This is a genomic window from Segatella bryantii, from assembly GCF_022024215.1.
In the GTDB taxonomy this organism is placed as follows: Bacteria; Bacteroidota; Bacteroidia; order Bacteroidales; family Bacteroidaceae; genus Prevotella; species Prevotella bryantii.
In genome coordinates, this window is record NZ_CP091798.1 from 37,244 (window position 1) to 53,682 (window position 16,439).

General features: G+C 38.6%; 11 protein-coding genes. 9 read left to right on the top strand and 2 right to left on the bottom strand.

The window, feature by feature from the left end:
* Positions 1-16: 16 nt before the first annotated feature.
* Together L6471_RS04390 and rnr are read right to left on the bottom strand one after the other, a co-directional pair.
* Positions 17-2,476: a glycoside hydrolase family 2 TIM barrel-domain containing protein gene (locus L6471_RS04390; protein WP_036858001.1), complete on the bottom strand. Its 2,460-nt coding sequence runs from the start codon at positions 2,474-2,476 to the stop codon at positions 17-19.
* A 602-nt stretch (positions 2,477-3,078) separates the two neighbouring features.
* Positions 3,079-5,295 carry a ribonuclease R gene (gene rnr / locus L6471_RS04395; RefSeq protein ID WP_027453240.1) on the bottom strand — a complete coding sequence of 739 codons (2,217 nt, stop codon included), beginning with the start codon at positions 5,293-5,295 and terminating at the stop codon, positions 3,079-3,081.
* An 82-nt stretch (positions 5,296-5,377) separates the two neighbouring features.
* Here rnr and L6471_RS04400 point away from each other — a divergent pair, with 82 nt between their 5' ends.
* The 9 genes from L6471_RS04400 to L6471_RS04440 are packed head-to-tail and all read left to right on the top strand — an operon-like array spanning position 5,378 to position 16,429.
* Positions 5,378-6,373: an NAD-dependent epimerase/dehydratase family protein gene (locus L6471_RS04400; RefSeq protein WP_237797479.1), complete on the top strand. Its 996-nt coding sequence runs from the start codon at positions 5,378-5,380 to the stop codon at positions 6,371-6,373.
* Between the two features lie 21 nt (positions 6,374-6,394).
* The gene (locus tag L6471_RS04405; RefSeq protein WP_006283409.1) at positions 6,395-7,354 is read left to right on the top strand and encodes a phosphatase PAP2 family protein; all 960 of its coding nucleotides are present in this window, start codon (positions 6,395-6,397) and stop codon (positions 7,352-7,354) included.
* A gap of 40 nt (positions 7,355-7,394) precedes the next feature.
* On the top strand, positions 7,395-8,729 hold the full coding sequence (miaB, locus tag L6471_RS04410) for a tRNA (N6-isopentenyl adenosine(37)-C2)-methylthiotransferase MiaB (protein WP_027453242.1): 1,335 nt from the start codon (positions 7,395-7,397) through the stop codon (positions 8,727-8,729).
* Between the two features lie 52 nt (positions 8,730-8,781).
* Entirely contained in the window at positions 8,782-10,623 is a 1,842-nt protein-coding gene (locus L6471_RS04415; protein WP_027453243.1) for an ABC transporter ATP-binding protein, read from the top strand.
* A 12-nt stretch (positions 10,624-10,635) separates the two neighbouring features.
* Positions 10,636-12,630: an LTA synthase family protein gene (locus L6471_RS04420; protein WP_006283542.1), complete on the top strand. Its 1,995-nt coding sequence runs from the start codon at positions 10,636-10,638 to the stop codon at positions 12,628-12,630.
* Positions 12,631-12,636: 6 nt separating this feature from the next.
* The gene (locus L6471_RS04425) at positions 12,637-13,629 is read left to right on the top strand and encodes a glycosyl transferase family 90 (RefSeq protein ID WP_094448292.1); all 993 of its coding nucleotides are present in this window, start codon (positions 12,637-12,639) and stop codon (positions 13,627-13,629) included.
* Positions 13,626-14,570 carry a lysophospholipid acyltransferase family protein gene (locus L6471_RS04430; RefSeq protein ID WP_006283540.1) on the top strand — a complete coding sequence of 315 codons (945 nt, stop codon included), beginning with the start codon at positions 13,626-13,628 and terminating at the stop codon, positions 14,568-14,570. The genes L6471_RS04425 and L6471_RS04430 overlap by 4 nt, the downstream gene beginning before the upstream one ends.
* Positions 14,571-15,710 (top strand): glycosyltransferase family 4 protein, encoded by a 1,140-nt coding sequence (locus L6471_RS04435; RefSeq protein ID WP_173651933.1) that lies wholly within the window; start codon positions 14,571-14,573, stop codon positions 15,708-15,710.
* Positions 15,707-16,429 (top strand): glycosyltransferase family 25 protein, encoded by a 723-nt coding sequence (locus L6471_RS04440; protein WP_173651932.1) that lies wholly within the window; start codon positions 15,707-15,709, stop codon positions 16,427-16,429. The genes L6471_RS04435 and L6471_RS04440 overlap by 4 nt, the downstream gene beginning before the upstream one ends.
* The last annotated feature ends 10 nt before the right edge of the window (positions 16,430-16,439 follow it).

Sequence of the window (16,439 nt, forward strand, 5' to 3'; positions counted from 1 at the left end):
TAATCTATTAATAGGTTTATCTTGTGCTAATTTGTAGTGTTTGAGAAAGTTTTCGCTTGGCATCGACAACCTTTACGTTGATGTTGCCCTTGTTTTTATTGCTCTGTACAACAAGTACCAATTGACCAGCAAAGAGTTTCATGGTAGGCTTGGTAAATACTTCAAGCGAAGTAGCATCACCATTGCAAACTCCCTTGAACTGTCCGTCGCCTGTAACTTCGAATGTAAGTTGATCAGTAGCGTAAGGGATAAGGGTACCGTCTTTATCAGTAAGCGAAACGGTGATATAGCTCAAATCGTTGCCATCGGCTGCAATTGTTTTACGGTCTGCTTCGAGTAAAAGTTTAGCAGGTTTGCCAGCAGTCTTCATGGTCTTTTCGTCAGCCTTATGCCCATTTTTGTCGTAAACTACTACTTTTACTTCTCCTGGTTCGTATACTACGTTATCCCACATTAGACGATAGCGCTTAGCTCTAGCTTGAGCGTCTATACTGTTTGCAGCTCTGCCGGTATGTATTTCGCCTTGTACGCCTATAGCTTTGCTGATTTTTCCTTGGCTTTTACCATTGATAAAGAGTTCTGCAGTAGGATAGTCTGTATAGCAGAATATTGGGGTAATTTTTCCTTTGCGTTCGGGCCATGTCCAGTGGGGCAGGAGGTGAATAGTATGGTCTTTCTTGTTCCAAACGGAGCGATAGAGGTAGTAACGGTCTTTAGGAAGTCCGGCTAAGTCACAAATACCGAAATAACTGCTTCGTGAAGGCCAATAAGTATCGTATGGAGATGGTTCGCCTAAATAATCAAATCCAGTCCACACAAATTGACCGATAGTATAATTTACATCCTCATCAGCGATAAAATCTTCTTCTGGCAGATTGCTCCATGAGCACCATTGGGTATCGTAACTATTTACTTGTCCGTCTGGATAAGTTTTATGGGCTGTCCATTCTACAGGAAACTTATATACACCACGTGAACTGATGGTAGAAGCTGTCTCAGTACCTAGAATAAATCCTTTTGGCAGCTGTTTGATATTACGGCCATATTTATATACGCGGTAGTTGAAACCAGGAATATCCATCGCCTGAGCAAAACCAGATTTTAGTGCATTCTCAGCTTTGTCCATACCCTGGGTAACAGGGCGACTAGGGTCTAACTGATGCAGAATATTCTGTAAATGTACGGAGAGCTTGCGTCCTTCTTCGCTCCACTGCTCTGGAATCTCATTGCCGATGCTCCACATTACGAGTGAAGGATGATTGCGATGATTCAAGGCGAGGTTGGTAATATCTTTATCGGCCCATTCTTTGAAAAATCTAGAGTAGCCATTCTTGCATTTAGGATAGACCCACATATCGAAACTTTCAGCCATAACCATCATACCTAAAGAGTCATATACTTCCATCTGCATGGTAGAAGGCATGTTATGAGAGGTTCGAATGGCATCGCATCCCATATCTTTGAGAATACGAACTTGACGGATAAGAGCTGCTTTATTGACAGCTGTTCCTAGTGGACCTAAATCGTGGTGTAAGCATACACCCTTAAACTTTCGTTTTTGTCCATTAAGCATAAAGCCGTTTTCTTTATCGAAGGAGAGGGTACGTACACCTAATTTGTCAATGGTCTCATCGATAAGTTGATTATTCTGATAGAGTCGGGTGACAACCTTATAAAGGTAAGGTGACTCTGGACTCCAAAGTTCAGGCTTCTTGAAATCTAAATCGGCGTGTATCTTACCTTCTCTTGTAACATCAGCATGGTTGGCTGCAATGAAACTACCTTTTGCATTATAGATGGTAACTTCTGCTGAGAGATTCTTCTGGTAGTTTGCGCCGTCAATTTGTGTATCTATACTAACGATGGCCTCTTGTGTATTGGCTTTAATGGTACGAATGTATGTGCCCCATCGGTTGATAGCTGTGTTGCCTGTAAGAATCAATGTCACTGGGCGATAGATTCCTGCACCCGGATACCATCGGCTGCTTTCTTCAACATTCTGGAGCTTTACCTCGAGCGTGTTCACAGATCCATTGTGATGAATAAACGGGGTAGCATCTATCTCGAAAGCATTATAGCCGTATGGCCAATAGCCTGCTTCTTGACCATTAATATATACAGTTGGTTCGGCCATGGCACCGTCAAAGTGAAGCAGGGCCTTATTATATTTAGTGGGAACAGTAAAGGTGGTTTTATACTGGCCTTTGCCAATCCAAGGCAGAGCGCCAGAACGACCAGATTTTTCACTCTTTTCTGTTTCGCCATTTTGTGTGATGGCCACATACTGTAAGTCCCACTTCTTATTAAATGGTCCACTGATGGCCCAATCGTGAGGAATGGTTACGTTTACCCATGTTTGGCCTTCGTGTGAAAACTGCCAGTTATTTTGCAGATTGATTTCCTGTCGGCCTTGGGCAAAAATCAAACAGGTATACAAAACTGCTGACCATAGGATAGATGTCCTTTTAAGATACATATTTTTAGATATTATTTGGTTTTTACTAGATTATCATTTCTTTTTTACGGTGAATGATTGGAAGTGCAAAATAAGCAAAAATTCGCAAAATATCGGTATCAAATTAGCGTTTTAAGGCTTTTGAACAATTTTTTATGGGTTTTTGGTAAAAAATCATAGGCTGAATTACATCATTTTTTGCACCTTTGCTCTAGTAAAACCTATCCAAGCGAATACTCAATAAATATATAAAGAGACGCAATCCTTTAAGTGATTCATATGGATAAATAACGTTTAGTAAATCAATAATTTGACAATTTACAGACCTAATGAATAAACTACTTTTTATATACGCCTGTTAACTTTACTATAGTGTAAATAGTAAGGTAACAGATATTGAAGTCTTGATGTAGATGAAATTATATCAAGAGAGTTAAAAAAAATTATATACAATTATCGGAGCAGAAACTCCAAATCTTCAACATGGTGTGAAAATCGTTCGTACAACATATAAGAACGGTACAGTTAAGGCACAGAAAAAAGTGCTTCAGTAAAGGTATGTGAAACACACAACAATAAAGCCTGGCAGAATAGATCCTGTCAGGCTTTTATTCTTGAAGAGGTTATCTCTTATTCTTCTTGTTTTCATCGTAGATGGTAAAGTCGAGCTGCTTTTTCTCTAAATCAGTACGGGCTACCTGAATCTTGATAGCATCTCCTAACTGATATTTGTGATGACGGCGACGTCCAATGAGACAGAAGTTGCGCTCATCGAAGTCATAATAGTCATCTTGTAAATCGCGCATAGGTACCATACCTTCGCAATGGTTTTCATCGATTTCTGCATAAATACCGAAGCTGGTGATACCACTGATATGAGCATCGTAAACCTCTCCCAATTTGTCGCCCATAAATTCAACCATCTTGTATTTGATAGAATCGCGCTCTGCACTTTGAGCTACTAGCTCCATTTCAGAACAGTGCTCGCAAAGTTCCTCGTAACGCTTCTCGTTAACACTTCTTCCGCCTTCGGCATAACGAGTGAGCAGACGGTGTACCAAAGTATCAGGATAACGTCGAATTGGCGAAGTGAAGTGGGTATAGTAATCAAATGCCAAACCGAAGTGACCGATATTATGTACGCTATACTTCGCCTTCATCATAGCACGAAGGGCTACCATCTGAATCATGTTAGACTCAGGCTTCTTGCTCACTTCCTCCATCAATTTATTTAAACTGCGAGCTGTAGCTCCCTTGGTACTGGTGCTTTTGAGTTTGTAGCCAAATTTGACCACGAATTCGCGTAAGGTTTCTAATTTAGTAGGATCTGGATTGTCGTGTACACGATAAGGAAGTACCTTTGCTTTTTTGGCACGAGCGACCTTGCCAATACTCTCAGCAACAGTCTTATTGGCTAGAAGCATGAACTCCTCAATCAGTTTATTGGCATCGTGGCTACGTTTAAAATAACAACGAGTAGGTTTGCCCTTTTCGTCTACATCAAAGTGGAGTTCCTCGCGATCGAATTTTACACTACCATTCTTGAATCGGTTGGCGCGAAGTTTCTTAGCCAAACGGTCGAGCATGATAAGAATGGTAGCATTCTCGCCTTTGTAACCATCTTTCGGAGCTTTTGGAGCAGGTTCGCCAGTACCATCTATCACTCCATTGTATTCGAGAATTTGTTGAACCTCTTCGTAAGCATAGCGACGATTACTCTTGATAACAGTATGAACTATACGATATGCCTTGATATTTGCTTCGTCATCGAGATTAAAGATGACACTATAAGCCAGTTTTTCTTCGTCTGGACGAAGTGAACAGATAAAATTGCAAAGACGTTCGGGCAACATCGGAATAGTACGATCTACCAAGTATACACTGGTAGCACGCTTATAAGCTTCCTTATCGATAACCGAACCCTCTTTGACGTAGTGTGATACATCGGCAATGTGAACCCCCACCTGATAGAGACCTTTATCCAACTCCTTGAACGACAAAGCGTCGTCGAAGTCCTTAGCATCCTTGGGGTCGATGGTACAAGTGAAAACATCTCGAAAGTCTTCACGCTCAGCCAAATCTTTCTCGGTAATCTCACCAGTAATCTGATTAGCTGCTTCCTCTACATTCTTTGGATAAATGTATGGTAGGCCATATTGAGCTAGAATAGTATTCATTTCGACATCATTGTCACCTGTAGCACCTAATATATCAACGACTTCGCCCAACATATCTTTATGTTCGGCGCTAGGCCACTGTGTAATCTTTACTATAGCCTTATCATCGGTTTTACCTCCTTTCAATTTACGTTTAGGGATAATGATATCGTGTGAATAGATATTATTCGGTGTAACCAAATATGCCAAATCCTTGCCCACATGAAGACGTCCTACAATAGTATTCTTACTGTGCTCGAGAATTTCGAGTACTTGTGCTTCTCGAATATGATTTTTGCGGCGAGCCAATAAAGCTACACGTACACGGTCGCCATTAAGGGCGAACATCGAATTTCGTTCTGATACGAAAATTGGAGTCTCGTCATTATCTGGCTTTACAGCGTTCTTTCCATTTGTTTTACGAATGAAAGTACCTTCAAGTAACTGTCCCTTGGTATTGAGCTGGTATTTGTTATCCGCAATCTTCATCAAATAATCATCCCAAGCCATTTCTTCCATCACGTCGATAGCCAGCATCTTCAACGGATGGGTGTCCAAGTGAAGCATGTGGAAAATATCTTTGAAAGAAAGTACCTCGTCAGGATGCGATTGGAAAAGATTGAGCAATTTCTCTGTCAATTGTTTCTTCGTGAGGCGCTTGCCTCCTTTTTTACCCTTTCCCATAGCTAAAATGTCTTTTAATCATTATTATATGCAAACTTACAAAATAATTCGTATCTTTGCAAGCGAAACATAAAAAAAATAAATGAAAATTCTTGTAACCGGAGCATCTGGTTTTATTGGTAGTTTTATAGTTGAAGAAGCCCTTAATAGGGGCTTGGAAACTTGGGCTGGCGTTCGTAAATCGAGTAGTCGTCGATATTTACAAGACGAGCGTATCCACTTCATAGAACTTGATCTCTCAGATAAAGAAAAACTGAAACAGCAGTTAGCTGATACAAATTTTGATTATATTGTTCATGCTGCAGGTGCAACAAAATGTCTGCATCAGGAGGATTTTTACAAAGTGAATACAGAGGGTACCATTAATCTCGTAAAGGCTATCTTGGAGCTGAAAATGCCTTTGAAACGATTGGTATACCTGAGTTCACTTAGTGTGTTTGGAGCTGTCCGTGAAGAACAACCTTATCATGAAATCGAGGAAAATGATGTACCTCATCCGAATACAGCATATGGTAAAAGTAAACTCGAAGCTGAAAAGTTCTTGGAATCTGTGAATGGACAGTTATCTTATATCATTCTTCGTCCTACCGGTGTGTATGGTCCGAAAGAAAAAGATTATTTCATGATGGCTAAGAGTATTAAGCAGCATATCGATTTCTCTGTAGGCTTTAAGTGTCAGGATATTACTTTCATATATGTACTCGATGTTGTTCAGGCTGTGTTCCAGGCTTTGGATAGAGGCAAGAGCGGTAGGAAATACTTCCTGAGTGATGGTAAAGTATATCAGTCTACAGAGTTTAGTGATCTGCTCCATGCAGAAATGGGTAAACCATGGTGGTTGCGTATTAAAGCTCCTATCTGGGTGCTTCGTGTAATTACTTTTTTCGGTGAATACTATGGCCGGCTGACGGGAAAAATGACAGTACTCAATAACGATAAGTTTAACATTCTGAAGCAGCGCAATTGGCGATGTGATATCGAACCCGCTGTAGATGAACTTGGTTTTCACCCACATTATCAGTTGAAGCGTGGTGTGAAGCTAACAGTAAAATGGTATCAAGAAAACGGTTGGCTTTAATAGGCCATCCTTTATGGTGAAATGATGTTTTTAGAATACTTTAAAATAGAGAAGAATCCTAAAAGGGGGCTTTTGGCTTTAGAATGGGCTGTGTTGGCCTATATGGCTTTTACCCTGTTGATGATTTTCTTTACCTATACTCGTCTTCATAATCCACAATCTATGATTTGGGGGCGAGTGCAGATATTGGTAATGACCCTGTTACTTTGGGCCGTATATCGTATGGTTCCTTGTCGTATGACTAAGCTTATGCGTATTGTACCACAGTTAGGTCTTTTAGCCTGGTGGTATCCTGATACTTATGAGTTGAACCGTATTTTCATGAATATGGATTATATTTTTGCCGGCTGGGAGCAGAGTCTCTTTGGTTTTCAGCCTGCATTGGTATTTGCTAAAAATTTTCCATCGCACATTATTAGTGAATTGATGGATATGGGCTATTTTATGTATTATCCGATTATTGCTTATGTAGCTCTATATTATTTCTTTCTGAAATATCAGGAATTTGAACGTTGTACTTTCATTTTGATGGCAGCATTTCTGATTTATTATGTCATCTTTATTTTTGTACCCGTAGCAGGTCCAACCTTCTATTATGAAGCAGTAGGCCTTCATGATATCGCTAATGGGGTGTTCCCCGCATTAGGTGATTATTTCAATACACATACAGATTGTTTGCCAAGTCCAGGTGATCCTGATGGTCTGTTTTATCGTCTTGTAGAGGATGCCAAAGATGCAGGTGAACGACCTACTGCTGCATTTCCAAGCAGCCATGTGGGCATCAGTACAGTATGCATGCTGCTTGCAATACATACGCGTAAGAAATGGTTAGTGTATAGTATCCTTCCAATCTATTTGTTCCTGTGTATGGCAACAGTATATATTCAGGCACATTATCTCATCGATGCTATAGCAGGTATGGTATCTGCTGTAGTCATTTACTTCGTCTTGCTTTTTGCAACGAAGAATTTGCGTAATTAATTTATTTTCAGTAACTTTGCATCCCAATTTAAGGTAAGAAATGGATAAAAAACTTTTTATAGAAACATACGGTTGTCAGATGAATGTGGCCGATAGTGAAGTCGTTGCATCAGTTATGAAGATGGCCGGTTATGAGACAACTGATAATGAGGATGAGGCAGATGCCATTTTCCTCAATACATGTAGTGTGCGAGAAAATGCAGAAAACAAAATTTTTAACCGTTTAGAAACCCTCCATGCAGAGCAGAAGAAGGGTCGTAAGGTTATTCTTGGTGTGCTGGGTTGTATGGCAGAGCGTGTAAAGGAAGATTTGGTGCAGAACCATTATGCTAATTTAGTATGTGGACCAGATTCTTATCTTAATCTACCAGAGATGATAGCCAGTTGCGAATTGGGTCAGCCTGCAATAGATGTTGAACTCTCTAAGACAGAGACTTATCGTGATGTTATTCCACAGCGTATTGGTGGTAACCATGTAAGTGGTTTTGTTAGTATTATGCGTGGTTGCAATAATTTCTGTCATTACTGTATCGTTCCTTTCACAAGAGGGCGTGAGCGTAGTCGTGATGTAGAAAGCATTCTGCGTGAGGTAAAAGATTTGCATGATAAGGGGTTCAAGGAAGTAACCCTTTTAGGTCAGAATGTAAACAGTTACGGTCTGTTACCTAATGGTAAGCGTCCTGAGAATGGTACTTCTTTTGCAGAATTACTTCGCAAGGTCGCTGAGTCTGTGCCAGATATGCGTGTACGTTTCACCACATCTAATCCTGAGGATATGACAGAAGATATTTTACAGGCTATTGCTGATGAGCCAAATTTGTGTCATCATATCCACTTCCCTGCTCAGAGCGGAAGCGACAAAGTTCTGAAACTGATGAATCGCAAGTATACCCGCGAGAAATATATGAAAACTATTGATGCTATTCATCGTATTATCCCTGATTGTGGCATTACTACCGATGTTTTTGTAGGTTATCATGATGAAACAGAAGAAGATTTCCAGCAGACATTGTCACTGATGAAAGAAGTAGGTTTCGACAGTGCATTCATGTTTAAATACAGCGAACGCCCTGGTACTTATGCTGCAGAACACCTGCCTGATAATATATCAGAAGAAGAAAAGATTCGTCGTTTGAACGAATTGATTAGCTTGCAAACCCAAATCAGTGCAGAGCAGAACAAGAAGGATGAAGGCAAGGTATTTGAAATTCTTATCGAGCGATTTGGTAAGCGCGACCGTAATCAACTTATGGGCCGTACTCCACAAAACAAAGCCGTTATTATGGCTAAAGGTAATCATCATATTGGAGAATTTGTCAAAGTGAAGATTACAGGTTCTACTTCTGCAACTCTCTTTGGAGAAGAAGTAAAGTAAAAAACTGTAAAACGCTTTGCAGTTTTGCACATTTGGTGTATATTTGCAAGATATGAAAGAATTTTTACAAGTACTGAAAAGATTTGTCCCACCATATAAGCGTTATCTCGCTTTTTCTGTGATATTCAATATTTTATCAGCAATATTGAATATCTTTTCATTTGCAGCTTTAATACCAATACTGCAAATTCTTTTCCAGGTGGATGGTGGAATTCGTGCCAATGATTTGATGCCATGGGCCTTTGATAAGGAAGTCTTGCTGAATAACTTGTCTTATTATGTGCAGGATATGATACTGGAAACTAGTGCAACCACAGCTCTGCTGGTGATTGGCTTTTTCCTAGCTTTTATGACTTTTTTGAAAACTGCAGCCTATTTCCTTTCTTCTGCTACAATGATGCCTATACGTACAGGTGTAGTTCGAGATATACGAAATCAATTATATCAGAAGATTACCTCACTCTCTCTGAGTTTTTTCAGTGAGGAACGTAAGGGTGATATTATTGCTCGTATGAGTGGTGATGTGCAAGAAGTAGAGAATAGTATTATGTCGAGTCTGGATATGCTATTTAAAAATCCAGTCTTAATCGTAATTTATTTTGGTACATTGATGGCCATCAGCTGGCAATTAACTCTGTTTACTATTATTTTTGTACCGGTTTTCGGCTGGTTTATGGGTGTTGTTGGTAGAAAGCTAAAAGCTCGTAGTGCCTATGCACAAACTTTATGGAGTGATACCATGAGTCAAGTAGAGGAAACGCTGGGTGGACTTCGTATTATTAAAGCGTTCAATGCAGAGGAGAAAATGAACAAGAGATTCGATAGAACGAATTCTTCTTATCGTGATCATATTCTTCGTGTAAACGTGCGACAGCAGATGGCTCACCCTATGAGCGAATTTTTAGGTACTGTTATGATTATGATAGTGCTCTGGTTTGGCGGAATTTTGGTATTAAACAAGGCTGTACTTGATGGTCCTACTTTTATTTACTATTTGGTAATTCTTTATAGTATTATAGCTCCATTGAAAGAATTTTCAAGAGCGGGATACAATATCCCAAAAGGATTGGCCAGCATGGAGCGTATTGATCAGATTTTAAATGCTGAAATCGAAATAAAAGATAGTCCTAATCCTAAGCATATTAAAACATTAGAACATCAGATAGAGTTTAGACATGTCTCTTTTGCGTATACAGATCGACAGACCCAAGAACTGAAATATGTGCTGAAGGATATTAATTTGATAATTCCAAAGGGACATACTGTGGCATTGGTAGGACAGAGCGGTAGTGGTAAATCTACTTTAGTAGACTTGATACCTCGTTACTATGATGTGCAAGAGGGAGAAGTGCTTATCGATGGTATCAATGTAAAAGATTTAGGTGTGCAAGATTTACGTTCACTTATTGGTAATGTAAATCAGGAAGCTATACTCTTTAATGATACTTTCAAGAATAATATTAAATTTGGTAAAGATAACGCTACAGATGAAGAGGTCGCTAATGCAGCTAAGATAGCTAATGCATACGAATTTATTCAAGAATCAGAAAATGGCTTTGATACCAATATTGGTGACCGTGGAGGTCGACTTTCTGGTGGTCAGCGTCAGCGCGTGAGTATCGCCCGAGCTATTTTGAAGAATCCACCTATCTTGATTCTTGATGAGGCAACATCAGCCTTAGATACAGAGAGTGAGCGATTGGTACAAGATGCACTTACCCATTTGATGAAGACCAGAACGACAGTGGCTGTAGCCCATCGCCTTTCTACCATAAAAAATGCCGATGAAATCTGTGTGCTTCATGAGGGTATCATCGTGGAACGTGGCACACATGAAGAATTGATAACCAAAGATGGTTATTATAAGAAGTTGCATGATATGCAACAAGTTTAAACGAGTTTTAGTATGAAACGAGTACTTAAATCAACTTTTGGTTCGCCTATTGCTTTGATTTTGAATATAGCTCTAGCTTATCTTATTTATTTCTTAGCTAGAGTTACCTTTTTTTTAGTTAATTATAGCTATTTTGCAGATGGCTTAGCATCCACCCCAATCAGTCATTGGTTGAAGGGTGGATTGGTGTTTGATACTTCTGCTATTCTTTATACTAACGGTCTCTATACATTACTGATGCTATTTCCGCTTTGGCTAAAGGAAAATCGAGTATATCATCAGGTATGTAAGGGGATTTTTCTTGTCGTTAATGGCTTTACACTGGTCATTAATCTAGCTGATTCTGTCTATTTTCCTTTTACACTTCGTCGTACAACGGCCTCTGTGTTTAGAGAATTCGACAATGAGAATAACATAGCAAGTATAGTTCTGAATAATACACTTACGCATTGGTATCTGGTGGTCGTTTTTGCGGTAGTTATGTATTTGGTATGTAAGCTTTACGTTATGCCACGTACTGATGCTAAGCATTATATGACGGCCAAGTATAGATGTATTTATTCTGTTATTCAGTTGGCTTGTCTAATTATTGCTGTTGTGGCAACTATAGGCGGAGGTCGAGGTGGCTTAAAGGGTGATGTTCGTCCAATTACGATTAGCAATGCAAACGAGTATGTAGACCGACCTACAGATTGTGCCATAGTTCTCAATACTCCTTTTGCTTTTATCCGCACCTTGGGAAAGGCAGACTTTGTGGTGCCAGATTATTATCATTCACTTGAAGAATCGTCTAAAATATATGAACCGATTCACCGTCAGGAGTATCTTTCCTCAATGCTATATGATATTCCTTCGAAAGTGCAGAAAAAGAATATTGTAATTCTTATCGTCGAAAGTTTCGGGCGTGAATATATTGGTGGCTTTAATCATGATTTCTTTGAAGGGAAATACAAAGGCTATACGCCAAATGTTGACAAGATTATCGAGAAAAGTCTAGTGTACCGCTATTCCTTCTGCAATGGTCGTAAAAGCATAGATGGTATGCCTTCTGTATTGAGTAGTATACCTCGTTTTGGTGAACCGTTTATTTTGACACCTGCGTCAATGAATATCTATACAGGAATACCAGGATTATTGAGCAAGTGGGGATATCAAACAGCCTTCTTCCATGGAGCCAAACGCGGTTCTATGGGATTTTTGGCCTTTGCCAAGAAAATTGGTTTTCAAAATTATTATGGGCGTGAAGATTATGATAGTGATAGCCGTTTTGGTGGGGAGGCTGATTTTGATGGTAACTGGGGTATATGGGATGAACCATTTATGCAATACTACTGTGCAAAGATGGGTGAAATGAAACAGCCTTTTATGACAGCAATCTTTACTGTATCTAGCCACGATCCGTTTGTAGTGCCAGAAAAATATAAGAATGTCTATCAAGAAGAACATCTTCCTATCCACAAATGTATACGTTACACTGATATGGCTATTGGCAAATTTTTTGCATCGGCCAGCAAACAGAGTTGGTTTAAAAATACGATTTTTGTGATTACAAGTGATCATACCAATCAGAGTGACCATGAGCAGTATAAGACCGATATTGGCGGTTTTTGCTCACCGATTATTATATATGACCCTTCAGGTGAAATCAAAGCTCAGCGTATAGATGGTATAGCTCAGCAAATTGATATTATGCCAACGATACTTAACTATATTGGTTATCCCAATACTTATATGGCTTTTGGCGTAGACTTACTTCGTACACCTGCTCAAGAAACTTGGGCTGTTAACTATCTTAATGGTATTTATCAGTATGTGAAGTATGGTTATGTAATGCAGTTTGATGGTAAGACGACCAAGGCTATGTATAAATTAACAGATTTATTCATGAAGCATAATTTGATAGGTAAAGTTCCAGAACAAAATAAGATGGAAACAGAGCTGAAAGCAATGATCTATCAATACATGTATCGTATGGTGAATGATAAACTTTTGCCAGCACAAAAATAAAGAAATATGAATAAACGAAAAATTTATTACACACTTCATAGTGGAAAGAATTCCAAATTAAAGTATTATATCCTATCCTATCTGTCAATCTACACACCCCATTGGCTGAAAGTATGGAATCGTCGTCGTATTTTGAAATCATTGGATAAGCGAGAGGATAAAGCGTATATTTTGGATCGAGTAAATTATTATAATCAACTGACCAGTGCCGATTTTCAGCCGGAAAAGTTTCAAGAGAAATCGCTTATGTTGAAAGATCAGCTTATGACAGGCCAAAAAGTTTACTATCTTGATTCATATAGCTACGCCAAGAGTTTCCCTTTAGAGAATCGTTGGTGTCTATTGCCAGGTGATATAACTTATATACCAGAAGTACCTTCTATTGTTAAAAGTCGACCTTTACAGCAGAATCAGGAAAATTCAGTGCTTTTGAATCTAGACAAGGTTCGTCATTTCTTATTTGTTCATGATAAAAAAAAATGGGCAGAAAAGAAAGATATGGTCATCTTTAGAGGTATGATACAGGAGCATAGTCATAGTATTTTCAAAAAGAATAGGTATGACTTTATGAAAATGTATTATGGGGATGCATTGTGTAATCTTGGAGTGATAGATAAGCAATATCCAGAATGGTATACTGAAAAGTTAACGATAGGTGAACATTTGGATTACAAGTTTATCATGGCACTTGAAGGAAATGATGTGGCGAGTAACCTGAAGTGGATTATGTCTTCCAATTCGATAGCAGTGATGCCAAGGCCTACTTGTGAGACTTGGTTTATGGAAGGAAAGCTCATTCCAAATTATCATTATATAGAAATAAAGCCAGATTTCTCTGATCTTAAAGAACGTATCGCTTATTATCTAGAACATCCTAAAGAGGCTGAAGCGATAGTTTGTCATGCACACGAATATATCAACCAGTTTAGGGACCGGAAACGTGAAGATTTGATTTCTTACTTGGTATTACAAAAGTATTTTGATATTACGAACGCATGAAAAAAAAATTATCCTATATCGGATACCTGTTAGCCTATGGCTTTTGGTTTGTAATGTCGCTATTACCATTGAAGGTATTGTATATCTTTTCAGATTTACTGTGCTTGCTGATAGCCGACGTTATAAGATACCGTCATCAAGTAATATGGAAAAACTTGAAATCTTCTTTTCCTGAAAAAAGCGATGAAGAATTAAAGAAGATAGAGCGGGGATTTTATCATTATTTCTGCGATTATCTTGTAGAGACAATCAAACTCATGACGATGAGTAAGGAAGAACTCTGCAAACGTATGACATTTACAGGTTTGGAAGAATTCAACCAAGCGATATCAGAGGGCCAGTCAATGGCAGTCTACTTAGGTCATCTAGGGAATTGGGAATGGATTACCGCAATGCCTTATTGGGCGCCTGGAGCCTTGTGCTGTCAGCTTTATCATCCTTTGGAAAATGAATATTTTGACAAATTGTTTAAATACGTCAGGGAGCGTCAAGGAGCTTTGTGTATTCCGATGCAAGAGTCTTTACGTAAGATTATTCAGTTTGAGCGTGAAGGGAAACCTTTGGTCGTAGGATATATAGCTGATCAGGTACCCATGTGGTGGAATATGCATCATTGGCTCAACTTCTTGAATCATGATACACCAGTATTGACTGGTGCAGAGCGCATAGTAAAACATACTAAACAAGCCTTTGTGTATGGTGATGTAACTCGTGTTTGTCGAGGTCATTACAATTGTGAGATGAAAGTTATTCACCGTGACACCAAGGTTATACGTGATTTTGAGATAACAGATATTTATTTTCAAGAACTCGAAAAAACAATTCGTAGACAACCTGAATTATATCTTTGGAGTCATAATCGGTGGAAACGTACACGTGAAGAGTTTAATGAAAGATTTGAAGTTGTTAATGGTAAAGTTGTTCCTAAAAAGAAGAAATAAATGAAAATAGGATACGATGCAAAACGAATAGTCAGAAATGGAACAGGGTTGGGCAGTTATAGTCGTACACTAATTAATTCTTTAGCGGCCATCGATCATAATGATGAATTTTTCCTCTATGCGCCTGATCAGGGGAAAGATGAATTGCGCAATCAGATAGAATTCCATGAAAATGTGATTTTTAAATATCCAAATGGAACTAATGGTAAATGTAGTTCTTCTATTTTCTCGAAAATCAAAGCTAGCTTGTGGCGTAGTAGAGGTGTTGTGAAAGATCTTAAACGGGATGGGGTAGAGATATATCATGGATTATCTGGTGAATTGCCTATAGGACTAAAAAAAACAGGTATAAAGAGTGTGCTGACTATACATGATCTTATTTTTCTTCGTCATCCAGAATATTATCATTGGATAGATGTGCAACTCTACAAACGTAAGTTTTATCAATCCGTGAAAGAGGCCGATCGTATCATAGCTATCAGTGAATGTACTAAACGTGATATACTTCATTATAGTAATTTTCCTGCAGATAAGATTGATGTCATCTATCAGAGTTGTGGTACCCGTTTTAAAGTTACGGTTTCAGAAGAACAAATTCAAGAGGTCAAAAAAAAATATAACCTTCCTGATACCTATATCTTGAATGTGGGTACAATAGAGGAACGTAAAAATGTATATCTAGCTATTCAATCCTTAGAGAAACTTCCTAAAGATTTTCATATTGTCATTGTTGGGCGAAAAACCAAGTATTATCGTGACATCATGAAACGTATACAAGGTAAATCGTATGCCTCTCGTGTCCATTTCCTTTCAGGGGTGCCTAATAATGATCTTTATGCTATCTATCAACAGGCTCAATGCTTTGTATATCCTTCTCGTTATGAAGGTTTTGGCATACCTATTATTGAGGCGATTCAAAGTGGATTACCAGTTGTAGCAGCATCGGGCAGTTGTTTGGAAGAAGCTGGTGGAGAGGCTTGTCTATATGTAGATCCTGATGATGTAGAGGGGATGAAAAATGCTATATTGTATTGTATTGAACATCGGGAGGCGTTGAATCGTGCAAGTCGTGAATATGTGCGTAGGTTTGAAAATAGTGATGTAGCAACTCAAATTAGTAATGTATACATAAGTCTATGATAAACTCAAAAATATTGGTTCTTCATGTGAAAAAAGGATATGAAGACCGACAGAAGCATATTGAAAAAATGATGAAAAGCTGGGGATATTCTTTTGAGTATATTCTCGATGGTGATATGGATGATCTCAATCAAGAGTTTGTTCATCAATATTTTACAGGTGAGATGGATTGCATATCACCTGCTACTTCCGTTGCAACTAAACATCTTAAAGCTGCAAGATATATTGTAGATCATCAATTAGATGGCGCCTTGATTTTGGAAGATGATATGCTTTTGTATCCTAACTTTGAAAAAGTATTTAATCAGTGTCTATCTGAAATACAAAATCGTCATCTTACAACGGCCCTTATTTCTTTTGAGGACAGTAGTCTACATTTTGTGCCAGGTTCTCAGCGTAAAAAGGGCCAGCATTTGTATATAGCCAAAAAAGATCGATTTACAGGTGCTTTGTATTGCACAAGAGAAGCTGCCGAACTTATACTTCAGCATGTACGTGAAAATCGATGCGATATGCCGATAGATTTATATCATACCTCGTTGATACAACGAGCAGGATTAAACTATTACTGGTGTCATCCATGTATAGCAACTCAAGGCTCTCATACGGGTCTGTTTGCATCTTCAATTAATGAAAAAAGTGCAAAAAAGAAAACGTATCGCCGTTTAACCTGGAATTTGAAACTAGCCTATAAGAAATTATTGTATTATTTGAGATAAAAAAATAAGA